The organism is Weissella cibaria KACC 11862 (assembly GCF_000193635.1).
GTDB classification, from domain to species: Bacteria; Bacillota; Bacilli; order Lactobacillales; family Lactobacillaceae; genus Weissella; species Weissella cibaria.
Genome location: NZ_AEKT01000035.1, coordinates 40,675 through 64,440 on the forward strand (window position 1 = coordinate 40,675; position 23,766 = coordinate 64,440).

Annotated in this window: 27 protein-coding genes; 5 read left to right on the top strand and 22 right to left on the bottom strand. The window is 43.3% G+C overall.

Going from position 1 to position 23,766, the window contains the following annotated elements; all coding sequences use genetic code 11:
- Position 1: 1 nt before the first annotated feature.
- The 10 genes from coaD to ESE_RS0107985 all read right to left on the bottom strand — a co-directional run bounded on the left by coaD (position 2) and on the right by ESE_RS0107985 (position 7,463).
- Complete coding sequence (gene coaD / locus ESE_RS0107940; RefSeq protein ID WP_010373666.1) at positions 2–481, bottom strand: pantetheine-phosphate adenylyltransferase; 480 nt, start codon at positions 479–481, stop codon at positions 2–4.
- A gap of 2 nt (positions 482–483) precedes the next feature.
- Complete coding sequence (gene rsmD, locus ESE_RS0107945) at positions 484–1,038, bottom strand: 16S rRNA (guanine(966)-N(2))-methyltransferase RsmD (RefSeq protein ID WP_010373668.1); 555 nt, start codon at positions 1,036–1,038, stop codon at positions 484–486.
- Complete coding sequence (locus tag ESE_RS0107950) at positions 1,038–1,349, bottom strand: YlbG family protein (protein ID WP_010373670.1); 312 nt, start codon at positions 1,347–1,349, stop codon at positions 1,038–1,040. The genes rsmD and ESE_RS0107950 overlap by 1 nt, the downstream gene beginning before the upstream one ends.
- Positions 1,346–2,578, bottom strand: coding sequence for an FtsW/RodA/SpoVE family cell cycle protein (locus ESE_RS0107955; RefSeq protein WP_010373673.1), 1,233 nt, complete (start codon positions 2,576–2,578; stop codon positions 1,346–1,348). The genes ESE_RS0107950 and ESE_RS0107955 overlap by 4 nt, the downstream gene beginning before the upstream one ends.
- Before the next feature lie 143 nt (positions 2,579–2,721).
- Positions 2,722–4,566: a translational GTPase TypA gene (gene typA / locus ESE_RS0107960; RefSeq protein WP_010373675.1), complete on the bottom strand. Its 1,845-nt coding sequence runs from the start codon at positions 4,564–4,566 to the stop codon at positions 2,722–2,724.
- A 102-nt stretch (positions 4,567–4,668) separates the two neighbouring features.
- Positions 4,669–5,451, bottom strand: a complete 783-nt coding sequence (locus ESE_RS0107965) for an inositol monophosphatase family protein (protein WP_010373677.1) — start codon at positions 5,449–5,451, stop codon at positions 4,669–4,671.
- A 4-nt stretch (positions 5,452–5,455) separates the two neighbouring features.
- Entirely contained in the window at positions 5,456–5,743 is a 288-nt protein-coding gene (locus ESE_RS0107970) for a UPF0223 family protein (protein ID WP_010373679.1), read from the bottom strand.
- Positions 5,744–5,748: 5 nt separating this feature from the next.
- The gene (gene def / locus ESE_RS0107975; RefSeq protein WP_010373681.1) at positions 5,749–6,336 is read right to left on the bottom strand and encodes a peptide deformylase; all 588 of its coding nucleotides are present in this window, start codon (positions 6,334–6,336) and stop codon (positions 5,749–5,751) included.
- Between the two features lie 48 nt (positions 6,337–6,384).
- Positions 6,385–6,867, bottom strand: a complete 483-nt coding sequence (locus ESE_RS0107980) for a hypothetical protein (RefSeq protein WP_010373684.1) — start codon at positions 6,865–6,867, stop codon at positions 6,385–6,387.
- A 2-nt stretch (positions 6,868–6,869) separates the two neighbouring features.
- On the bottom strand, positions 6,870–7,463 hold the full coding sequence (locus tag ESE_RS0107985; protein ID WP_010373686.1) for a hypothetical protein: 594 nt from the start codon (positions 7,461–7,463) through the stop codon (positions 6,870–6,872).
- A 207-nt stretch (positions 7,464–7,670) separates the two neighbouring features.
- Between ESE_RS0107985 and ESE_RS0107990 the strand changes: the two genes are divergently transcribed.
- The gene (locus tag ESE_RS0107990) at positions 7,671–7,883 is read left to right on the top strand and encodes a DNA-directed RNA polymerase subunit epsilon (protein ID WP_010373688.1); all 213 of its coding nucleotides are present in this window, start codon (positions 7,671–7,673) and stop codon (positions 7,881–7,883) included.
- Between the two features lies 1 nt (position 7,884).
- Entirely contained in the window at positions 7,885–9,564 is a 1,680-nt protein-coding gene (rnjA, locus tag ESE_RS0107995; protein WP_010373701.1) for a ribonuclease J1, read from the top strand.
- A gap of 51 nt (positions 9,565–9,615) precedes the next feature.
- On the opposite strand, the gene ESE_RS0108000 is transcribed toward rnjA, so the two are convergent.
- The 10 genes from ESE_RS0108000 to ESE_RS0108050 form a co-directional block, all read right to left on the bottom strand.
- On the bottom strand, positions 9,616–10,095 hold the full coding sequence (locus tag ESE_RS0108000) for a VIT1/CCC1 transporter family protein (protein WP_010373702.1): 480 nt from the start codon (positions 10,093–10,095) through the stop codon (positions 9,616–9,618).
- A gap of 24 nt (positions 10,096–10,119) precedes the next feature.
- A complete protein-coding gene (locus ESE_RS0108005; RefSeq protein ID WP_010373703.1) occupies positions 10,120–10,650 on the bottom strand; it encodes a flavodoxin domain-containing protein in 531 nt (176 codons plus the stop codon).
- Between the two features lie 119 nt (positions 10,651–10,769).
- Entirely contained in the window at positions 10,770–11,456 is a 687-nt protein-coding gene (locus ESE_RS0108010) for a YjjG family noncanonical pyrimidine nucleotidase (RefSeq protein ID WP_010373704.1), read from the bottom strand.
- A 262-nt stretch (positions 11,457–11,718) separates the two neighbouring features.
- Complete coding sequence (locus tag ESE_RS0108020; protein WP_010373705.1) at positions 11,719–12,660, bottom strand: diacylglycerol/lipid kinase family protein; 942 nt, start codon at positions 12,658–12,660, stop codon at positions 11,719–11,721.
- 139 nt (positions 12,661–12,799) lie between these two features.
- Complete coding sequence (gene msrA / locus ESE_RS0108025) at positions 12,800–13,330, bottom strand: peptide-methionine (S)-S-oxide reductase MsrA (protein ID WP_010373706.1); 531 nt, start codon at positions 13,328–13,330, stop codon at positions 12,800–12,802.
- A gap of 17 nt (positions 13,331–13,347) precedes the next feature.
- Positions 13,348–14,196, bottom strand: coding sequence for a MetQ/NlpA family ABC transporter substrate-binding protein (locus ESE_RS0108030; RefSeq protein WP_010373707.1), 849 nt, complete (start codon positions 14,194–14,196; stop codon positions 13,348–13,350).
- Between the two features lie 403 nt (positions 14,197–14,599).
- Positions 14,600–15,949, bottom strand: a complete 1,350-nt coding sequence (locus tag ESE_RS0108035; protein WP_010373708.1) for an FAD-dependent oxidoreductase — start codon at positions 15,947–15,949, stop codon at positions 14,600–14,602.
- A 254-nt stretch (positions 15,950–16,203) separates the two neighbouring features.
- Positions 16,204–16,371 carry a hypothetical protein gene (locus tag ESE_RS12370; protein WP_010373709.1) on the bottom strand — a complete coding sequence of 56 codons (168 nt, stop codon included), beginning with the start codon at positions 16,369–16,371 and terminating at the stop codon, positions 16,204–16,206.
- 11 nt (positions 16,372–16,382) lie between these two features.
- Positions 16,383–18,101, bottom strand: a complete 1,719-nt coding sequence (locus ESE_RS0108045; protein WP_010373710.1) for an ABC transporter permease/substrate binding protein — start codon at positions 18,099–18,101, stop codon at positions 16,383–16,385.
- A 3-nt stretch (positions 18,102–18,104) separates the two neighbouring features.
- Positions 18,105–19,292 (bottom strand): quaternary amine ABC transporter ATP-binding protein, encoded by a 1,188-nt coding sequence (locus ESE_RS0108050; RefSeq protein WP_010373711.1) that lies wholly within the window; start codon positions 19,290–19,292, stop codon positions 18,105–18,107.
- 301 nt (positions 19,293–19,593) lie between these two features.
- Between ESE_RS0108050 and ESE_RS0108055 the strand changes: the two genes are divergently transcribed.
- Positions 19,594–20,214, top strand: a complete 621-nt coding sequence (locus tag ESE_RS0108055) for a GntR family transcriptional regulator (RefSeq protein ID WP_010373712.1) — start codon at positions 19,594–19,596, stop codon at positions 20,212–20,214.
- Positions 20,215–20,280: 66 nt separating this feature from the next.
- Positions 20,281–20,841, top strand: a complete 561-nt coding sequence (locus ESE_RS0108060) for a hypothetical protein (protein ID WP_010373713.1) — start codon at positions 20,281–20,283, stop codon at positions 20,839–20,841.
- 52 nt (positions 20,842–20,893) lie between these two features.
- On the opposite strand, the gene ESE_RS0108065 is transcribed toward ESE_RS0108060, so the two are convergent.
- Positions 20,894–21,820: a manganese-dependent inorganic pyrophosphatase gene (locus tag ESE_RS0108065; RefSeq protein ID WP_010373714.1), complete on the bottom strand. Its 927-nt coding sequence runs from the start codon at positions 21,818–21,820 to the stop codon at positions 20,894–20,896.
- A gap of 265 nt (positions 21,821–22,085) precedes the next feature.
- On the opposite strand from ESE_RS0108065, the gene plsY reads away from it, so the two are divergent.
- Entirely contained in the window at positions 22,086–22,715 is a 630-nt protein-coding gene (plsY, locus tag ESE_RS0108070) for a glycerol-3-phosphate 1-O-acyltransferase PlsY (RefSeq protein ID WP_010373715.1), read from the top strand.
- 40 nt (positions 22,716–22,755) lie between these two features.
- Here the strand turns inward: plsY and ESE_RS0108075 are convergent, their stop codons facing one another.
- Positions 22,756–23,637, bottom strand: coding sequence for an aldose 1-epimerase family protein (locus ESE_RS0108075; RefSeq protein WP_010373716.1), 882 nt, complete (start codon positions 23,635–23,637; stop codon positions 22,756–22,758).
- Between the last annotated feature and the right edge of the window lie 129 nt (positions 23,638–23,766).

A 23,766-nucleotide genomic window follows, 5' to 3' on the forward strand; every position in this document is an offset into this window, starting at 1 on the left:
ATTACTTACCTTGCACTTTTTCAATTAAAGCAGCGGCTACTGGCGCAGGCACAAGGTCATGTACGTCAGCGCCAAAACTGACAACTTCTTTCAAAATTGAGCTAGAGATATTTTGGTGTTCTGGTCGTGCCATCAAAAAAACAGTTTCAACTGTGCCTAAATAGTGATTCATTTCTGCAATATCACGTTCGTACAAGTAGTCCGTTTCGTTACGTAAACCACGCACCAATGTATCGGCTGCAATCTCTTTCATGTAGTCAACCGTGAGGCCTGTCATTTCGCGTACTGAAACATTGGGTAAATCAGCCGTCGACGCCTCAATTAACCGAATCTTTTCTTCAGGAGAAAATAAATACTTCTTCATTTTGTTTGTACCTACGCCGATGACCACTTCATCAAACAACTTCGACGCACGACGAACAACATCTAAATGCCCATTTGTAAATGGATCAAAACTTCCTGGAAACAATACCCGACGCATATTTACTCCCCCTCATATTGATAAAGCGTCACAACGGTGATGCCATAATCTTTTTGCTTAATGAAACTGAACCCTGGTATGTCCTCTGGTAAATTCGCGAACTGATCCGTCTCTGCAACAACCAACGCATCTGGTGCAATCAGGTTTGCGGCTTGCAGCTTGGCCAAATCGGCCAAAATAGTTTGCTTAGCGTATGGTGGGTCAAAATATAAGACATCAAATGGTGTCGATCCCATCAAACGTTGAATGGCAGCGTCTGCTGTACTCTTAATAACCGTAAATTTTTCTGGTGCCTTTGTAACCGCAATGTTGTCATTAATCGTCTTAATGGCTGCAAACTGACGATCAACCAATACCGCTTCATCCAAGCCTCGTGACACACCTTCAATACTCAAACCACCTGAACCGGCATACAAATCTAATGAGCGTCCACCGTCAAAATAAGGGCCAATCATGCTAAAAATAGCTTCTTTAACCTTATCTGTCGTTGGTCGCGTTGCATCACCTGGGACCGCCTTTAGAGGACGACCACCAAATTCTCCACTAACAATACGCATTATAATTCCTCTTCTTCAGCTGGTTCATCAGCCAATTCTGATGGATCAACAGATAATTCAAAGCCGTCACCTTGGCTACCTACCGTGGTATCCACGTCTGGCCAATGTGACAACTCTACTGATGACACAAAACCCAATCGCTCAATCAACGCAGATTTTGTTGCGACATCTGCCTCGTTCATATAAATGACAGCATACTTCATTTTTTCTGAAATATAACTCACCACGCCAAAGCGCCGTAATTGGCGTGCCTGTCGCACATTCTTTAGGTGGACAATGACACTGCGCCGCTGGGTAACTTCAAATGTCATACCGACGCACGCTCCTTTTCGTATTCTTGTTGTTGTTTAATCAAACCGATAACATTAAATGCAATGCCAAACGTTATTCCCCATGACAATAATGATGATCCACCATACGAAATCATTGGGAAAGTCACCCCAGTAATTGGCAGTAATCCGACAACCCCACCTAAATTAATTAAAATTTGAATGGTGATGTAGGCTGAGATACCATACAACATCAAGCGGTACTGCATGCTTGGCGTCTGGAGTGCAAAGTGAATGAGTCGCCATAAGATGAAACCAAATACGGCTAACACAATCAAAATTGACACAGCTCCCAATTCTTCACCAACTACCGCCATAATGAAATCGGTATTCGGCTCTGGCAAATAACCCGTTTTTTGAATACTATTACCAAGGCCGCGCCCAAATAAGCCGCCATTGCTAATCGCATAGTAAGAATTAATCAATTGGTGACCACTGTCTAAATCTGCCCAGGGATTGGCATATGTTTCCAATCGCTTTAATTGGTAAGCCATCAAGCCAGTCTTACTAATTATCGGTAGCAAATACGGTAAAGCAACCAAAAAGGCGACGATTGCCAAAATATAGAAACTCAAGCCCCGTACTTTTATCCCTGACGTAAAGACCATCGTCAGAATAATAAATGTTAAGATAGCCGCACCACCCATGTCAGGCATCGCAACAGATAGAATCACACCAAATAACGGTGGCAAAATATCATGAATATTCAATCGCTCACGAATACTATGCCAGGTTCGACTTGAATCAAGTTGCCGATGTGAAAAGCGGTAAGCAAACCATAAAATCAAAGCAATTTTAAAATATTCGACCGGTTGAAATGATAGAAATCCAAAATTAATCCAGCCCTTGGCCCCAGACACAGGGTCGGTAAATAGGAACGTGTAAATCAGGACTCCAATTAAAATATAAACTGAGAACACAATTATCTTGCTGATACCTTTTGAATGCCACCGAATTGGGATAACGGTCATCACAATCATTGCGATCAATGCAATAATTGCAAAAAGGACTTGTTTTCCAAAAAAGCTTAACGCGGAACCACTCGCCATGTTAGTACTCGACGTGAATACCATTCCCGTCCCGAAGACCATCAAGGCAACGATTGCGATTAACATCTGGATGTCCATGTATTTAACTTGTTTCACAATCATTTTTAACACTTCACGCCAAAAGACAGATAGACTGCCCCGCCGTGCGTTAATTTTTTGCATAGGAGAACCCCTTTACTGTCTTTAATTGCTCTTATAATTTTAGCACAAAACTAGCAGTTCCTCTCAGGCCTTCATGAAATTACAAAAAACTCCTGTGACCAGCAATCTGGTCCACAGGAGTTTTCTTAGTCTATTTTAATAGATTAGCCTTGTTGGGCAATCTTACGACGCTTAGCAGCCTTCTCACGCTCAGCCGTAACCAAAATTTGCTTACGGATACGAACGTGTTCTGGCGTTACTTCAGCGTATTCATCGTCATCCAAGAACTCCAATGACTCTTCAAGCGTCATATCACGTGGCGTCTTGATTGAGGCAGTTTGGTCCTTGTTTGATGAACGAACGTTAGTTTGGTTCTTGGCCTTAGTAACGTTAACTGAGATATCGTTGTCACGGCTGTTCATACCAACAACCATTCCTTCATAGATATCGTCACCTGGGTGGATGAACATCGTTCCACGATCTTCAACTCCCATGATAGCGTAAGTCGTTGCAGTTCCTTGGTTAATTGAAACCAAAGTACCGTTACGACGACCAGGGTTCCAGTTCTTAACAACCGGTGCGTACGTCTCGTACGTGTGGTTGTAGATACCGTAACCGCGCGTCAATGACATGAACTCAGTTGAGTAACCGATCAAACCACGTGAAGGTACCAACCACTCCATACGAGTCGTACCCGTACCAGTTGGCTCCATGTTGCGCATTTCACCCTTACGTTGGTTCAATGAATCGATAACTGAACCTGAGTACTCGTCAGGTGTATCAATTTGAACTGCTTCGAATGGTTCTGATTCAACGCCATCAATCTCCTTGAAGATAACTTGTGGACGTGAAACTTGCAATTCAAAGCCTTCACGACGCAAGTTTTCGATCAAGATTGACAAGTGCAACTCACCACGTCCTGATACCAACCATGCACCAGCTTCATCAGTGTCATCAACACGCAATGAAACGTCAGTGTGCAATTCGCGACGCAAACGATCTTCCAATTGGCGAGCCGTCACAAACTTACCTTCGCGACCAGCAAATGGTGAATCGTTCGTACGGAACGTCATTTGCAACGTTGGTTCGTCAATACGCAAAATTGGCAAAGCATCCAAGTGGGCTGGATCAACAACCGTTTCACCAACTGAAATTTCTTCCATACCTGAAAGAGCAATCAAATCACCAGCAATAGCTTCGTTAATTTCAACACGGTCCAAACCAATGAAACCAAACAACTTCGTTACACGGAAGTTTTGGTGCGTACCATCAAGCTTCATAACCGTAACGTTATCTCCGACCTTGATCTTACCACGGAAGACACGTCCAACACCGATACGTCCAACGAAATCGTTGTAATCCAACAATGAAACTTGGAATTGCAATGGCTCGTCTGAGTTATCTTCTGGGGCAGGAATCGTTTCGAAAACAGTGTCGAAGATTGGTGTCATTGTGTGCTCTTGCGTAGCCAAGTCAGCATCCAATGATGATGTTCCGTTCATAGCTGAAGCGAAGATAACTGGGAATTCCAATTGATCTTCATCCGCACCCAATTCGATAAACAAATCAAGCACTTCATCAACAACTTCGTTAGGACGAGCACCTGGACGGTCAACCTTGTTCACAACAACGATTGGCGTCAAGTTTTGCTCAAAGGCCTTCTTCAAAACGAAACGAGTTTGTGGCATCGTACCTTCAAAGGCATCAACAACCAACAAAACACCGTCAACCATACCCATGATACGCTCAACTTCACCACCGAAGTCCGCGTGCCCTGGCGTGTCCAAGATGTTAATTTGCTTGTCGCCAACCTTAACGGCCGTGTTCTTGGCCAAGATCGTGATTCCACGTTCCTTTTCAAGATCGTTTGTGTCCATGGCACGATCGCCAAGTTCAGTACGCATATCAAGCGTGTCTGATTGCTTCAACAATTCATTAACCAACGTCGTCTTACCGTGGTCGACGTGGGCAATAATTGCAATGTTACGGATGTTTTCGCGCTTTGCCAAAATCCTAATTCTCCTTGACTATACGTCACTTTTTTACTCTAATCGGTGTAACAACTAACAAAAGTGAGCCGCTTACACGCGGCCCACCTATAGAAATAAGCATTAAAGGTCACGTTCAATTGCCATAATATCACTATATGCTTGTTGTGTTGCCACTAGAACTGTTCCTGATATTAACATATTCATAGGTTGGTCGTCAATTTTTCCGACTTTAAACCCTAAAGCTTCACCAAGCAATGTCCCCGCAGCATAGTCCCACGGCTTCATATTGCTGGCATATCCAACGGCCTTACCCGTCAGAACATGTAGATAAGAAATGCCCGCCGAGCCATACACACGGAACCCTAAAGCGGCCTTCGCCACTTCAGGAAACCCAAATTGCTCATATAGCAGGCGTGCACCAGACAAAATAATCAATCCGTCAGCCAAGCCCGTATCTTTTGGTGTCGCCAGCGGTGTGTCGTTGTGATACACCCCGTATGCCGGACCACCGTGGATGATGTCATGGTTAACAACATCCATAATCCAAGCCATCACTGGCTGACCATCTTCATACAATGCCAACATTGTTGCAAATTCTGCCTGTTGCTTCACAAAATTCATCGTCCCGTCGATTGGGTCAACAAACCAAACTCGGCCGGCCATGTCGTTAACCGCATCCCCAAAACCTTCTTCACCAAGAATTTTTGCTTTAGGATCAAAACGACGAATCGCATCAACATAAAATTGTTCTGTCTCGCGGTCCACATTAGTGACTAAATCGCGATGACCTGCTTTTGTATCCACGCGCATGCGCTGCGTGACGCGTTTGAGCACCGTATCGTGTACCGTGTCCAACCAACCTAATACAGTCTGATCAAGCTTTTTTAATTGCGCTTCATTCATACCGTTAGCCTTCCATTTTTAGCTGTTTCTTATCACTTTGCTTTGCGGCTTGGATGGTGCGATAGATACTATACCCTGACTCACCACCAAATTCCCGATCAAGTTGCTTTTCTTCAGCTTTACTAGGGACAACTTGCTTAAACGCATCGTAGGCCGCTAATAATTTCAATCGATCAATCCCAGATTCATAGGCCGTAGCTACAGCAGAATATAGACCACTAACGGCAATAATATCAGCCGTTGACCAACCGTCTAACATTGGGTAATTAAAATTCGAATCACCGTTTGCCATACGAATTACCCAATGTAACGTGTGCCATCAGTTTCATCCCATGGCGCCGTCTTGCTGATGTGATCGTAGTATAGCGTGCCATGCAAATGGTCAATTTCGTGTTGGAATACGATGGCTGGGTAGCCTTCCAACTTCAATTCTTGCGCATCGCCATTTTCATCTTGATACTTAACGGTAATCCGGTAAGCACGCTCTACATATCCAGGAATATCTTCGTCGACTGACAAGCACCCTTCACCCATTGACAAAGCCGTTTGCTTAACAGACTGACGCGTGATGACTGGATTATAAATCGTTCCTTTAAAGAAATACGTTGGGGCCGCATCTTCATCGATGTCAGTATCGTCAACATCTTCATCAGGAATCAAAATTGATGAAAATTGTTGTGAAATGCCAACTTGTGGTGCCGCAAGTCCAACGCCTGGACGAAGACCACACTTCTCGTTCTCTTCTTCGTTTTGTGAGACAACTAAGTACTCCATCATGTTCTTAGTTGCTTCCTTTACCTCGTCTGACAAAGGGAAAGTCACCTTAGCTGCTTGTTGACGCAACACAGGATCGCCATCACGGACGATATCTTTCATCAAATACATCTGCTCATCTCCTACAAAAAATTCTTAATAATACTAGTATAGCAAACTCTAGACCGGTTGATTCAACTTACGTAAATCTCGTAAATACGCAGCCGTTTCTTCATTAACAATATGTGCGACATCGACGTGCAACATTGGCTTACGGTTGTCATACCAGACGTCCGTCACAACCAACGCCATATCGGTCTCTGACGCACTGACTAGATTTTCATCCTGCGAATAGTCACGTAGCGCATTATTCAACGCTTGCCGGACCACGACAACTTCTTGGCGCTCCCGGTATGGTAGTTCGAACTCGAATGCCATGACTTCATGGCCCCAAATATTAGCCACCAACGTTGAAGTTGGTCGTTCCATTGTGAACAACAGCAAGTCATTGGCTAATTCCTGGAGCGCGACGGTCATACCAGCGTTAACAACTTGTTGTGAGGCAATAATCTGTCGTTCAGTCAAACGACGTCCATATCGTCGGTAGATGGTTAATGCCACCAACAGTAACCCAACTAATAAAGCCACCCAAACTAACCACATGATTATTTACCTCGTGAATCGCGGTAGCCCGCCAGCATACGATTTAACTTTTGGGCCACGAAATTCGTTTGTTGCTTATCCTTTTCACTACCAGCAACAACCCGTAACGATTGGTACGTTGCCGCTAATTGGACAAAATCATGATAAAGGCGATCCGTTGAAGTTGGTCGTTCTGGCAATTCTGAAAAATGTTGCGCTAACGTGAAATCGTTATAATTACGAACGAAATCTGTTAACCCAGTCACAAGAACAAAGTGGCCCGTTTGACGCTTAACCAAATCAATTGCTGACAACGCATCGACCATTGCAAACAATTCTGCTTCATAGGCGGATGAAATTGCTTGATGTCGCACGGCATTCTGTTCAGCCGGCGTATCAGTTGATAAGATGACTGAACCACTTAGTGCACGATTTGCCATGGTGTCCCATTCCCCACTGACATAAATGTAAGTTGCAATGGTTGATGGTAACGTCATTTTCAGTTGATTAGCCAGCGCCACTTCTTCTGGTGTCGTTGTTGGCACATAAGAACGCTTGAACTTTCCCTGTACGCCGCGGACATTATCTTTTATTTTTTCCCAGATGTTCTTACTCATCTTTGCTGTCCTCCGTCTTCATTACTTCAAGTTTAACCGAAAAGCGGATAAAAAACGACTACCCAAATCTGATGCATGATTTCAAATATATTTAGGATACATGTGCCTTGGTTTCGTTGAATATGGTATTTGGACGGTATTTCTGATAAAATTAGTTTTAAGATTGTTCGGTACAAGACAGTAATAAATTAAGGAGATTAACCGATTATGATTTTTAAGGTTTACTACCAACCTACTAAGACACAAAACCCAAAGCGTGAAAACACGCAATCACTTTACATTGATGCTGCTGACCAACCAGCTGCACGTTTAGCAGTTGAGTCAAACACAGACTACAATGTTGAATTGATTGAACAATTGTCAGAAAAGGCTTTGGCTTACGAGCAACAAAGTCCCAACTTTAAGTTGACGGAGTTCTAATATGGTCATGAATCTGGATATTCGTCCAGACGAGACTGCAGTATATGCGCTTGGTGGCCTTGGGGAAATTGGAAAGAACACTTATGGTATTCAATTTGGTGATGAAATCATCGTCGTCGATGCCGGTGTTAAGTTTCCAGAAGATGAACTATTAGGAATTGATTATGTGATTCCTGATTACACCTACCTCAAGGAAAACCGCGACAAGATTAAAGCTTTGGTTATCACCCACGGTCACGAAGACCACATTGGGGCCATTCACTTTTTCTTGAACGCAGTTAACGTCCCTGTATATGCTGGCCCTCTCGCCTTGGCATTAATTAAGAACAAGTTGGATGAGCACGGATTGTTAAACAGTACCGAACTTCACGAAATTGATGAAGATACTGTTCTTAAGTTTGACAACATGAGTGTTGAATTCTTCCGTACGACGCACTCGATTCCAGATACATTCGGAATTGCAGTGCATACGCCATCAGGAACAATCGTTGAGACTGGTGATTTCAAGTTCGACTTCACCCCAACAACTAAGCAGCCACCTAACGTACAAAAGATGGCCCGCATCGGTTCTGAAGGTGTCCTACTATTAATGTCTGACTCAACGAACGCCGAACGAGCTGAGTTTTCAAAGTCAGAACGTTGGGTGGGTAAGACAATTGACAAGTTGTTTGATGAAATCGATGGCCGCATTATTTTTGCCACGTTCGCATCAAACATGTCACGTGTGCAAATGGCGACTGAAGCTGCCCTCGCCCACGGACGCAAGATTGCCGTCTTCGGCCGTTCAATGGAAAGCGCCGTAACGAATGGTTTGGCCCTTGGCTACTTGGATATTCCAAAAGAAATGTTGGTTGATGCGCACGAAATCAATCACCTTCCTGCTAACGAGGTCTTGATTTTGTCAACGGGATCACAGGGAGAGCCAATGGCTGCCTTGGCCCGCATTGCTAACGGTACACACAAGCAGATTTCAATCCAACCGGATGACACCGTTATCTTCTCAAGTTCACCAATTCCTGGTAACACACAATCTGTTAACCGCGTCATTAACGAACTTGAGGAAGCTGGTGCCACTGTTATCCACGGTAAAATCAACAACATTCACGCTTCTGGTCACGGTGGCCAAGAAGAGCAAAAGTTAATGTTATCTTTGATTAAGCCAAAGTACTTTATGCCTGTTCACGGTGAGTACCGGATGTTGAAGGTTCACGAAGGCATGAGTCATGAAGTTGGTGTGCCAAAGGAAAACACGTTTGTCCTTGATAACGGGGATGTCCTTGCTTTGACCGCTGATTCAGCTCGCGTTGCAGACCACATTCCTGCCGAAGACACGTATGTCGATGGAAACGGTATTGGTGATGTTGGTTCTGCCGTGTTGCGTGATCGCCAAATGTTGTCACAAGACGGTTTGGTTGTTGTGGTCGCAACAATTGACTTGAAGAACCAAGAAATCACAGCCGGTCCTGATATTTTGTCACGTGGCTTTATCTACATGCGTGAGTCAGAAGACTTGATCAATGAAGGTCGCAAGGAAATTTTCCACGCGATTCTAACAGCGATGCGTGAACCAAACGCTAGCGAGCACAGTATTCGCAATGCGGTTGTGTCACAACTACAACGCTTCTTGTACGAGAAGACTAAGCGTCGCCCATTAATCTTGCCTATGTTTATTTTGATCTAGGCCGTTAATAACAAAAAGCGAGTTTACCCATTACCGGTAAACTCGCTTTTTCTATAGCAAATAATTTAATAATGCGCCAATCCCATAAGCAACGCTGGCTGCCACATAACCAACGAGTAATGTTAACCCAATTTCAGCCCGTTTTGATTTATTGGTCAATTCAGCTTTGACCATCCCCAGCAGCGCCAAAGCTACCCCTACAATCAGGAACGAGATTGGAAAAGCCACAGTTGAACTATGAATCACAGCATTTACAATTAAGTAAGCACTCAACGGAATTAACCCAAAAACATTAAAGGACAAAAATGTTGCCACGCCATCCTCAAACGCCGCCCGTTTTGTCTTACCGGCCGTTGCAGATAAGTAGGCACCTGCAGCCATTGAAAATCCATCGGCCAATAAGTTAGAAAAACCCAAGATGATAATGACCACATTGGAAATATCTCCACCAACTGAGCCGGCAACGACCGCAAAAGTGGTAATAATGCCATCTAACCCGCCATATACAATTGGTGACGCAAAACGTTTCATGAAAACACCACCCTAACTGACTCCCTATTCAAGCAACGATACCGCATCATGAATTTTAGTCATATCGGTCATATCAGCCTTACCCTCTTCAAACATTTCAACAAGTCGCTGTTCAGTTGGTGTGCGATCTGCTAGCGCCTTACGCTTTTCAAAACCGTACATCACCCGCAGCAACATCTTATCTGACATACTAATGTCGTCAAAGACAATTTTGCCACCCAAAAGTTGCATGGTGGCATTTGGCATATAATCCAGCATTTGTTCCTGTAAGAAATGAATCGTGGCGTGGTCTTCTGGTGATGTCATCCCAACGACAAACACTTTGACAACCTTAGCCGGATCGAACACATGCGAAATCTCTGGTAGTCCCATAATAACCCGTCGGTAAATTGGCGCAAAGACATAGACTTTCTCAATACCTGGCTCACTCGCTAAGGCTTGACATTGCTTCAAGTCACACAAAGGTAACCCCATCAGCGTTGCGAAAGCCTGCGCATACCTCTCAGTTGTGCCATATTTTGATGCATAAATAACAACCCCATTTGTTTGTTCCATCGGAATCCCCTCCTAGCATGTTTCTTTATCATTCATTATATGCCAGGTGTTTGACCGCTGTATGCTGCCAAAAAGAAAACCATCCACTTTATTTAAGGGGATGGTTTGATATTTTTGAATTATCGTCGCACAATGTCTGGAATTGTGTCTAATTGATTAACTTCGTATGTTGCTTGATATGGCGTGTTGTTTGCCACTTGGTGTAAGTTGACCCAAAGCGTATCAAGGTGATAACGGTTGCCGCCCTGAATGTCCGATGCCAGGCCATCACCAATCATAATTGTGTTGCTGCGCGTCATAGCCGGTTGCTTGTTAAATATCGCATCGAAAAACTCCGTGGCCGGTTTAGCATGGCCAATTTCATCCGATGTCACCATATCATCAAAGTACTTCATAAAGCCGGTATGGGCCATACGTTGTTCCTGCGTGTGTTGCTCCCCGTTTGTGCCCGCAATCAATTTATATCCTTGCTTGGTCAATTGTTGCAATAGCGCCTCCGCGCCATCCAAAACATAGTAATTCTCATTTAAATATCCACGGTACTCTTTTTCAAGTGCAACACCATCGACATCACGACCAAATTGATCAAACAGCGTTGCAAACCGGGTATTGTGGATTTGGTCCTTACTAATTTCACCACGTTCATAAGCCGACCATAATCCCCGATTAATTTGTTGATACTTATCAAACGCTTGGCGAACATCTGGCACTTCGTGATCACGAAAAACATTCAACAAACCAACCTCTTCGCCTTTACGGAAATCCAATAAAGTATCATCTAAATCAAAAATCAAATGTTTATACACTATCACGACCCCACTTTCATATTCTCAGTGTAACAAAAACAGGCAGCCAAAAGCTACCTGTTTTTTAAGTCGTTAGGCCTTATGCCAGTCCCACTTAACATATGCATACGTCAAGAGATATAGCACAAGCGTCGTCGCGAACAACTCCAAGAGCGTTGCCATACGAATGCCTTCTTTCTAAAAAAATTGCACAAAAACTCACTTAATCAGTGTAACACTGTTTTTTCACATTTTAATGAAATGTCCAAAATTCCGGTCAATATTACCAAAATGGATAAGGCTGCGTTGTTGCTACCATATCAAACGCCCGCGAGCCAAGTTCTTCACCGTCGGCATGGCCAAATTCTAACCGCGCTGTTCGAATGCGAATTTGGGTAGCCGTAAAGCGATGAACTTCCTTGTACTGATAGTGTTTACCGCGCATCAATTGCGCTAGAATGACGAATAGTTTAATAAACACTTTGGGACGCTCAATCACAATCAAGTCAATTAAACCGTCTCTTTCATCGGCATCCGGCATAATTTTAATGCCCCCGCCAAAATATGGATGATTTGACAATGTCAGTAAGTAGCCCCGATTAAAGTAATGCCGGCGCTGATTAACATCTAACTCGATTTGAAAAGTATCTTGCAGACTAAATGTCTTGAAGAGTGCTGACAAATAGACTAATTTACCTAACTTTAATTTATTCAATATTTTCTTGTGTGTGGATGCGTTAGCTAATTTGACCGTTGTTGCATCAAACCCAATGCCAACATTATTCACGAAGTAGCGGTGTTCCCGCTTAATCGCATCCACATATTCACCAATATCGATTCGTTCTGGCGTACCCGCGGTCACGTTGGTCAGAATCCGTTTAAAGCCCGCAACTGGGTCAGTTGGTAATTGACGGGCTCGTGCAAAGTCATTGCCTGACCCAGCAGGAATATAAGCCAATGGCAACTGATTTGCATTGCTGTACGCCATAGCACCATTTATTGCTTCATTGAGCGAACCATCCCCGCCCACGATGACGAGTGTTTGATCCGAAGCCTGTTGATACTTTGCAAACAGGCGTGTCCATTCTTTAATATCACCTGCGCGTTGCGAAAAACGAACCTCATAGTCCGTCGCTTGCTCCTTCAGGTACGATTCAAGCACTTGCCAACTTGCAACGGCTTGTCCAGAACTTGCCGCTGGGTTGACCAAAAACGTAAAATGCATGCTATCGTCATCTCTCTTTCATTTACTCCATTAGATAGTATACAAAATTCATACGATTTAGTCAGCAACATCCATGTCTCATCATAATTCCTTCAAAAAAACCACACAACCCAGCCGAGTTGTGTGGTCTGTTACGTGGTTAGTGTGTTGTGCTACCCCAGAACTTCTCTTTGTATGCATCACGTGATTGCTTTTCTTCGTTGTAGCGCTCAACGTTTTTACGATAGAATTCCTGGTGATATTCTTCAGCTTCCCAGAAAGTTGTGGCATCTTCAATCGTTGTCACAATCGCATCATCTCCAAAAATGCCCGATTCTTGCAAAGCAACTTTAGACGCCTCAGCAATCTGTCGTTGCTCAGGTGAATTAACAAAAATCACAGGTCGGTAATTGTCACCGCGATCTTCAAACTGCCCCATCGCATCAGTCGGATCTGCCGTCTGCCAATATAAGGCGACCAAATCTTCGTATGAGATTGCATCGTCGTCAAACCAAACTTTTACGGCTTCGGTGTGACCCGTTTGGTGTGCCTTAACTTCTTCATAGGTTGGATTATCCTTATGACCACCCGTGTAACCAGAGCGGACGAGTGAAATACCTGTTAATGTTTCAAATGGTTGGACCATGCACCAAAAACATCCACCTGCAAAAATTGCTGTTTGTTCTGCCATATTGTTATCCCCCTAAATTACTTTAACTTGATATCCCACGCAGGGATTTCTGCTGATCCATATAGCTGCTTCATGTGCTTCTTGGTAGCCTCGGTTTGATAGGTTTTAACCACTTGCTTGTATACCTTTTTATTTTGCGTACCCTTACGTGCAGCAATGATGTTAATGTAACCCTTGTTAGCTTTATTAACCGGTTCCACGAACAACGCCTTGTCAATATCCAACTTTGCATCAAGGGCGTAATTGGTATTAACAACTGCCGCATCAGCACCCTTCAACGCGGCAGCAGTTTGGTCTGAAGAAACTTCCTTAATTTGGAAATGTTTCTTGTTCTCCGTTACATCCTGAGCAGTTGGCAACTTGGCGTCATGGTTGTATTTAATCAATCCCGCGGCCTCTAGGACATCCAACGCACGTTTTTCATTCGATGCGTCATTCGGTACGATAATCGTTGCTTTTTCCGGCAAATCCTTCAAAGACTTGTGATTATCAGAATAGATACGAATTGGTGTCACATACGTCTTACCAATCCCCACTAACTTATTCTTAAAATGCTTATTTTGAACATCGAAATAATTAATCGTTTGGAATGAATTCAAATCGATCGAACCATCAACTAATGCTTGATTTGGCTTAACGTAATCCGTGAACAACTTCAACTTCACATCGATGCCATACTTCTTCTGCGCATCTTTTTTGACATATTCCCATAATTGACGGTCAGAATCTCCAACCAAGCCAACGGTTACAGTCTTTTCGTTCGCAGCGGAAACTGCCCCATCATTTGTTACATACAAAGCCACTACAGCTGCTAAACCAGCCACTGCCACTGCTGATACTAATACTTGCTTTTTATTAATTGTCATAATCTCCACCCCTAGTTGTAAATAAAAAAACCGTTTCTATACACATTCTCAATATGAGAAGTATAGAAACGGTTTAAGCCCGTGGTACCATTCTAAATTCGCTTGTTCAGTCACCTGAAAAGCCTCACAACGTGCGGACAGGGAGCGAAATGATGCTATGTCGATACGCGTGTTTGTTAACGGTAACCACCCGTGTGTCGCTTATGAACTTGCCATTCACAACACCCAATCACAGGCCATTTTCTGAGTACTACCGCACGCTACGTCTCACCACCCGTAACTCTCTGAACTTTGCTAGCAATCGTACTTCCCTGATCATCTTGTTTTTACTAACTATTTATTCGTTTTTTCTATGAGTATTATATTAGACAATACTCATTTTATTGTCAAGCTTTTATTAGGATTAATTTTTGTTTTGTGCATCACTAACCGCTTGTAAGGCCGTTGCACCTACAAAATTAACCGGTTGCGTAAAGTTAGGTTGGAAGAAGAAATCAGCCATCGCCAAATCGTCAATGGTCATTTGATTTTGAATGGCCAATGAGACAACATTCGCCGCTTGCGTAATGTCATGCTTTGACATAAAGGCCGCCCCCAGCACTCGCCGTGTTTTGCGATCCCAAGTTAACGTTGATAACACTGGTGTCGTCGACAACATAAAATCAGGTCGATAATCTTCCTCATGAACCGTTTCAACGACATCTAAGCCCCGCGCTTCAGCAGACCCCTTGTTCAGCCCGGTTGCTGACATGGCATAACCATACAATTCCACTGCCGACGTTGCTTGCGTCCCTGAGTAAGCCAAGTGATGACCATCAATGTTACGTGCAACGAGCATCCCCTGGCGAATCGCATTCGTGGCTAATGGAATATAGTCATAGGCTTGCGTTGGATTGTAGAAAACAGTCGTGGCATCACCAGCGGCATAAACGTCAGGCAAACTTGTTTCCATATACGCGTTCGTTAAGATGGCCCCGTTTGGTAGCATATCAACTTGGCCCTTGAACAAGTCCGTATTTGGTAAGAAACCAATCCCAAGCACCGCAATATCCGCTTCATAAGTACCTTGATTAGTTGTCACTCGAATACCGCCATCTGCGGCATCTTCAAAGCCGGTTACCAGTTGTTGCAAAGCTAATGTGACATCGTTTTCCTGGAACGCCGCTTCCAGACGATCAGTAATTACTGGACTGAAGTTCTTAGGCAACACGCGATCAAAACCATCGATTAGCGTAACTTTCTTACCAGTTACTGAAAATTGCTCTGCAATTTCGGCCCCAATGTAACCTGCACCAATTACAACCACACGCTTCACATCATCCGCCACTTCCTTAATTCGGTTAGCGTCTTCCCAAGATTTCACCATATAAATTTTATCATTATCGATGCCTGGAATCTTTGGGACTAATGGCTTTGAACCAGTTGTAATAACAATTTTATCAAACGTCTCATCTGCAAAATCACCGGTCAATAGATTCTTAGCCCGAATACGCTTGTTTACCAAGTCGGCTTCAACAACTTGGTGTTGCATTTTCATTGTAATTCCTTGTTCAGTCATTGAAGCTGGTGTTTCATAAAACATACGTTGTTCATCCGAAACGTGATTACCTACCCACAAAGCAATCCCACATGACAGGAACGACACCGTCGTGTGCTGTTCATAAACCGTAATGTCAGCCTCAGCATGCAATTGTTTAATTTGCGTCGCTGAAAAGGTTCCTGCGTGTGTGCTACCAATTACTGCAATTTTCATGTTATATACCCCACAACATTTTTCAATTATTATCATTGTGCAATTATCAACAACTATTTATCGACATTATTCACAACTAAACCCACTGATGAAACAACCGTTTGTTCCATTTACAAGTGTAAATAAGTCCGATAAATTAGATAACTCACAAACTAATTGTAACTTACTGAGCAAATACGTCAAGCTATTTTTTAAATGAGTAGACGAAAAAACCCGAGACAAGCGAATTCCTTGTCTCGGGTTTTATAACCTCATTAATTGTCACGCCATTGTTTAACAAGCATGACGGTTCCCGTCATTGCTCCTAAAAGCAACATTGCTTGTGCAAACAAAGACTTGTCTGCTAATAACGTCATACTGATAATAATCACTACTGCCAGTACCACGAAATAGATACAGGCATCCTCAATTTGTTCGGTCATACATCCTCCTATTACTTGAACCAAGCATCAACCTGCTTAGGGTGTGCCTTAATCCAATCCTTGGCAGCTTCCTTCGCTGATTTACCATTTGAAGTTGCGAGCATTACTTCACCCATATCTTCTTTGGTCCAATGGAAGTTCTTCAAAACTTTGTACACGTCTGGCTTATCAGCTTTTAATCCCTTACGCGTAAACGTATTGATCGATTCTGCCTTACCAAATGATTGCTTTGGGTCCTTTAGATACTTCAAATCATACTTTTGGAACATCCAGTGGGGCTGCCACCCCGTAATCACGATGTCCTTATGTTCTTTAATCGCCTTACCTAACGCAACTGCCATGGCACCTGATGATGATGGCGTGACCGTCCATCCCTGTTCCTTAAGACCATAGTCTGCCAGAGCCTTGTCCGCAGACTTCATCACACCAGCCCCCGGCTCAATCCCGGTTACAGTCTTACCTGCTTGTGTGGTCAAGTCTGAAATCGACTGAACATTCATGTAGCTTGGCACGACAAAACCAGTTGTGGCGCCAGTCAAATTTGGTCCTAATAAATCAATTTGATCTTTGTACTTCTTATATTGTGCAGCGTGTGTATTAGGTAACCAGGCAGACACGGATGCATCCGCTTGTCCATTAGCCACAGATTGCCACATAATCGAATTATCAAGTGGCGTTAACTTAACGTTATAGCCATGTTCACGCATTGCCTCGGCTAAAACATTGCTTGAGGCAACTTCCGAATCCCATTGTACATAAACCAAATTAACAGATTCTTTGGCTGACTTAGTTGAAGTAACTGCATTGATAACGCCGGTTCCAACCATAGCCACAGCAACTGCTAATGCTGTCCACATCTTCCAACGACCCTTTGACGCTTGTTGTTTAGCCGCTGGGTCAACATTCAACTTCTGTGTAAAGCGATCAATAATAATGGCCAGAATAACTAAGGCTAGCCCATTAACGAATCCCTTACCAATATCAGCGTTTTGAACCGCTGACAATACACCACGACCAAGTCCTGGTGCACCAATCATTGAGGCAATCACAACCATTGACAATGCCAACATAATCGTTTGATTAATACCAGCTAAAATCGTACCAGTCGCCAAAGGTAACTCTAACTTAAATAATTTTTGCTTAGGTGTTGAACCGTAAGAATCGGCCGCTTCAACCAAGTCTTTCGGTACCTGTCGGATACCCAAATTTGACATTCGCACTGTTGGTGGTAATGCGAAAATAACTGACGCAAATACACCAGGCACTACCCCAATTCCAAAGAAGGCAACTGCCGGAATTAGGTACACAAATCCAGGCATGGTTTGCATAAAGTCCAAGACCGGTTGCACAATCTTAGCAACTGTTTCCTTTTTAGCCATCCAGATTCCCAATGGCACACCGATAACAATTGATACTAAACTTGATACCACAACCAAAGTCAATGTGTTCATCAAATCAGACCACAAATTTTGATTGGCAATAAACAATAACCCTAGGAATGTAAAGGCCGCAAAGCCCCACTTTTTCCCAGAAGATAAAATGGCAAATATGGTAACGCCAATAATAACTGCCCAAGATGGCATAGCAATCAAGCCATTTGTCATCCCGTTCATCAAATGATTACCACCGGTTTGAATGGCGTCAAAGAAGCCACTCAGGTTTGACGTTAACCAATTAACGGCCGACTCGACCCAACCCGCGACGGGAATTTTTCCAATTAATAATGTCATAAATTAGTTGTCCTCCGTTTCCGATGTCTCTGCCAGCGCTTCAAGCACTCGACCACGGATGATAACGCCTCGTAGACGTCCTTCATCAACCACCGCTAATGGGGTTGGTGAATCATAAATAAGTGGCATAATATCTGCCACAACCATGTCCTTCGCAACCGTTGGCATTTCAGTCGCCACTTCAGATAATGGCAAACCTTCCGCACGAGCACGCAAGGCATCTTCACTGGTAACAAAGCCACGGAAATGACGGCCACGATCAATGGCAACTAAGCCACTGACTTCTTCAACACGCATCTTCTTAAGCGCCACGTTTGGACCATCAACTTCGATGTTCGTATAAATTGGTGGAATCATAATGTTTTCAGCCGTCAAAACCTTTGAACGGTCAACATCTTCAATAAACTCACGCACGTAATCGTTCGCTGGGTTCGTCAGAATTTCTTCTCCCGTACCAACTTGTTGGACTTGTCCGTCCTTCATAATCGCAATGCGATCACCAATACGAAGCGCTTCATTCAAATCGTGGGAAATAAAAATAATTGTCTTTTGAAACTTTGCTTGTAAATCAAGCAATTCATCTTGCATATCACGACGAATCAACGGATCCAAAGCCGAAAACGCTTCGTCCATCAGCAAAATTTCAGGGTCGTTTGCCAAAGCGCGGGCCAATCCAACACGTTGTTGCATCCCACCTGATAGTTGCTTAGGATATTGATCCTTGAAGGCCAACAAATTTGCGTTGTCCAGCGCTTTCTCAGCGCGTTCACGACGTTCGGCCTTTGGCACGCCCTGCACTTCTAGACCATACTCAGTATTTTCTAGAATCGTTCGATGCGGGAATAACCCGAAACTTTGGAAGACCATGCTCATCTTCTTGCGACGAACATCCAATAATTGTTCCTTGTTTAGTTTAGAGACATCTTGTCCATCAAGGAAAATTGAACCTGAAGTTGGTTCAATCAAACGGTTTAATAAGCGGATTAACGTTGACTTACCAGACCCTGAAAGTCCCATAATCACGAAAATTTCACCTTCCTCAATTGACAAGTTAGCATCATAAACACCAACTGTCGCACCAGTACGCTTTAATATTTCTGTTTTTGGTACTTGTTTTTCTACCAACTGCAATGCTGGTTTGATTCGCTTACCAAAAATCTTGGTTAAGTGCTCTATTTCTACCTTAGCCATAACTCTCCTCCTACTTGATCGAATACTCTCACTTTCGCTAAGTGACAACTCTATTGTAAACATAAAGTTGTCACTTAGGTCAAATTTAAACGCCTGTACCGCCGTGTTGCATATACGGTACAAATGCTATCATTAAGCTAACGCTTTGATGGTATACCAATTTTATTTATCGCACGGGAAAAGTTGTCCAATAGAAAACAAGTGTGCTATTCTGAAAGGGCGAAGGCAACATATAAATGGTAAAGGTTCTAGATCTTCGCCAATTGTTGCAGTGATAAACAGTTAAATTCGAGGTAAATCCATGGCAGCAATTAAACAACCGCGATATCGCGTTATTGCATTACGAATTGCAGAAAAAATCAGCACCAATCAATTGAAGGTGGGTGATAAAATTCATGCTCGCTCAACTCTGGCCACAACTTTTGGTGTGTCAGCTGAAACGGCTCGACGTGCGATTAGCGTATTAGTGGATTTGGGCATTGTTGAAACACGTCATGGTAGCGGCGTGGTTGTGACATCCCGTCAAAAAGCCCAAGACTACGTCAATACTGAACAAGAAGTGAACGGCTTACAATCGCTACAACAAGACCTCAAAAATCAAATTAAAGCCCAACAAGCAGCGCTAGCTACTTTAGGCACTTCCCTACAATCATTTATCGATCAGTCACAACATTATCAACAGCACAATCCCTTAACACCTTTTGAATTGGCTTTAACCGTACCATCGGCCATGTTTGAAAAAGAGCTACGTGAACTAAATTTTTGGCACAAAACGGGCACAACCTTAGTGGGAATTATGCATGAAGATAAATTAACAATCTCACCCGGTCCTTATGCGAAAGTATTCCAGGGAGATACACTCTACTTCGTCGGTGATCAAAACAGTGTTCAGAGTGTTTCAAACTTCTTTTATCAAAACTAAAATAGCTGGCTCGAATTTAGGAATCCTTGAACGAGCCAGCTATTTCTTATCTAGGAGAACAATGTGATGCGAATATTAGTCAGGTTAGCCGTTATTGGACTATTACTATTTGGCACTTTTCTGTTCAGTTACGAGGCAGAAAAACCAGTGACAACCAAAAAAACAACAACCACCGTACCCAAATCAACACAGTCCCACCGCACCCCGCTTACAACCAAGCAACTACACGATAACCAGTTGCTTTACTTTGCCGCAATCATCAACTATGCAACGTCAAACATTACCGATGGCCGTTGGCAAGAAGTCAAGCACCCGTCAAACGGTTGGCAAATTGAACCGCACCTCGTTTCTGGCACAACACGCTACTTTGTTTGGCCAGATAAGCAAGCAACTGCCGATCAAAAAATGGTCATGCCGAATTGGTTTAGTGTGTCTGACAACGTTGTGACACTACACTCATTCATCATTCATTCCGGGGGCCAAGATGTCGTGCATGAAATCTCCGTCCAAGAGATTATCCACTGGCACAACCAAAGCCAGGTACGTCTCCAACATCTCGAGAAAATCCAAGCAAACAGTCGCTTATTAACTGAAATGACAAAAAAGACCTCATCGACAAACCGATGAGGTCTTTTTAGGCAAACTATCAACGCAACAATTTGCCATACTATCATTCATATTAAGCGTTAAAAGCGTCAGTCAATGGTGGTACCACTTGCTTCTTACGTGATACAACACCAGGCAATGATGCACGACCGTCTGCCAACTTAACGTCAAAGGCAGCTTCAACCTTATCCAGGTTATCACCCAAAACCAAAATATCTGAATCTGAGTCCAAAATGTTCGTCACAACGAAAACAAAAGTGTTATAACCATCTTCAGCCAACTCAGCTTCCATCGCCGCAACCACTTCATCACGACGTGAGAAGACATCCTCAACATCAACTGTGTTTACTTGACCGATGCGAACCGTTGAACCATTCAACTCAAATGACTTTGCATCGCCATCAATCAATTCCTTGGCTGAACGTGATGACAAGTCAGTACCTGCCTTCAACATCTCCAAACCGTAAGCCTCATAATCTGCCAAACCAGCAATCTTAGCCAAGGCTTCCAAAGCAGGCTTGTCCATTGGCGTTGTCGTTGGGCTCTTCAACAACAACGTGTCAGAAATGATAGCTGATGCCATCAAACCAGCAATTTCAGCAGGAATCTCAACGTTGGCTGTTTGGAACTCATAGTACAAAACAGTTGCAACAGAACCCCATGGCTTGTTGATGAAGTACAAAGGAGCAGCTGATGAGAAGTTAATCTTGTGGTGATCGTACACACCGTAAACAGTTACGTCTGCAATGTTCGCAACTGATTGCGCAGCTTCATTGTGGTCAACCAAGAAAACTTCTTCTGTGTCAGCACTTTCAATTACACGAGGTGCGTCAACCTTAAAGTAATTCAATGCAAATTGCGTTTCTGCATTTGGTGTTCCCAAAGCCACAGCCTCAGTATCTTGGTTGTATGCCTTGTTCAAAAAGTATGATGCAGCGAATGCTGAAGCAATCGTGTCTGTATCAGGGTTTTGGTGTCCGAAAACCAACATCTTAGCCATCAGATAAATCTCCAATTTCTTTGTTTTTTCAATGATTTAATCATACACCATTTCCGACAGTTAGGCACGCAAATTAGTCAAAATTCCAACCGGCTAGTATCGACTTAATCATGAATAATTAGTGCCATACCAAGAATCTGCACGGATTTAGTTAAAAATTATTAAAGGCCGGCCGACTAAAATCATGCTAAAATTGAAACTGTTCTGTTTTTCAGAACATGCACTTATTCACTTTTTAAAATTGCATATCAAAGGAGTGTTAATCGTGACGATTACGCATTTTATTATTAGTTTCATTTTAGCCTATGTTTTCGGTTCAATGCCGTTTGGCTACTGGATTGGACGTCTTTTTTTTAAAAAGAACATCTTGCAACTCGGCTCTGGTAATATCGGAACCACCAACACCTTTCGTGTCCTAGGTACAAAAGCCGGTGTGGCAGTCCTTATTCTGGATATCTTGAAGGGATCTGTGGGTGCGTCAATGGCAATGATTTGGGGACCGGCTCCTGCTTGGACCCACATGGTAGTTGGCCTTGGTGCCATTCTCGGTCACACTTTCTCAATGTGGATTGGGTTCAAAGGTGGCAAAGCAGTTGCCACTTCAATGGGTGTTTTATTGACTTATAACCCACTGCTATTCGTCGTTGCCTTTGCTATCTTTTTGACAGTTATCCTGTTAACGTCGATGGTTTCAATGGCCTCAATGATCGGCTTCACGCTCGTCAGCTTGATTTCAATCTTCTGGCTCCATGATTGGCTGCTATCTGTTATTGCGGTTGCCCTGACCATTTTCGTGTTCTATCGGCATCGTGAAAATATTGTCCGTATCAAAAATGGTACAGAATCATTGGTTCATTTTGGTTTTGGCTATTGGCGTCAGCAAAATAATAAGTAAACAAAAAGGAGAGCCGTTTGGCTCTCCTTTTTGTTGTTCGTTAGAAAAATGTCAGTGAATATGAACCGGTAAATGTTTGAGCTGGTGCTAGTGTGTTGATGCCATACTTGTGGTGCAACTCACCATCTGCGTCAACTGTGTCGGCGATTCCCCACCAAGGTTCAATTGCCACAAATGGTGCCTCTTTAGCATATGGCGTCCAAATACCAACGTACTTCGCGTTTTGGATATGCATGGTAACACCGTGTGACTCACTCAACTTGGCCAAAACAATCGACACTGGATTTTGGTCCAATCGCAGAATGATTGCATCGTCCTTATAATCATCTCGACGAAGACGCAATGGAATGCGCGTGTCAAACGTTGATTCTAAATTATTGTCCAAGTACGGACCGACTAACTTGGCACGATTGTACTTACGTTGTGGTTCAACGTTGATGTAGTAATCCGTAAACTTTTCGCCCGCTTCTAGTGGCGCACGGAACCCTGGGTGACCACCAACGGAGAAATAAATGTCATGCGTGTCGGTGTTTGTCACCACATAGGCAATGCCCAACGTATCTTGCTCTGTCAGACGGTACAACACGTCAAATTGGAAATGAAAGGGATAAATCGAAAACGATTCATCATTATCAACCAAACGGAAGCGTGCTGTATTAGCAGTCTTCTCAACTAAATCAAATTCATTATCTCGTGCGAAACCGTGTTGGGCCATAAAGTACGTCTTATCACGATACTTGTAACGATCACCCTTTAAACGCCCAACAATGGGGAAAAGGTTCGGTGCGTGGCGGCCCCAAAAATTAGGATCGGCTTCCCACATATATTCTAGGCCACTTTCTTTATTAGTCACACTGACTAATTCAGCACCCATTTCTGAAATGACGACGGTGATACTGTCATTTTCTAGCTTGACTGACATGCTCTTCTTCCCCCAGTCCGTTCTGTAAACGTTTTCTTCAATATTTTTATCATAGCAAATTTTTTACATAAAATCTATGCACGAATTGTAAATGATTTTCATAAATAATCGACAGGTTTATGAAAAAAA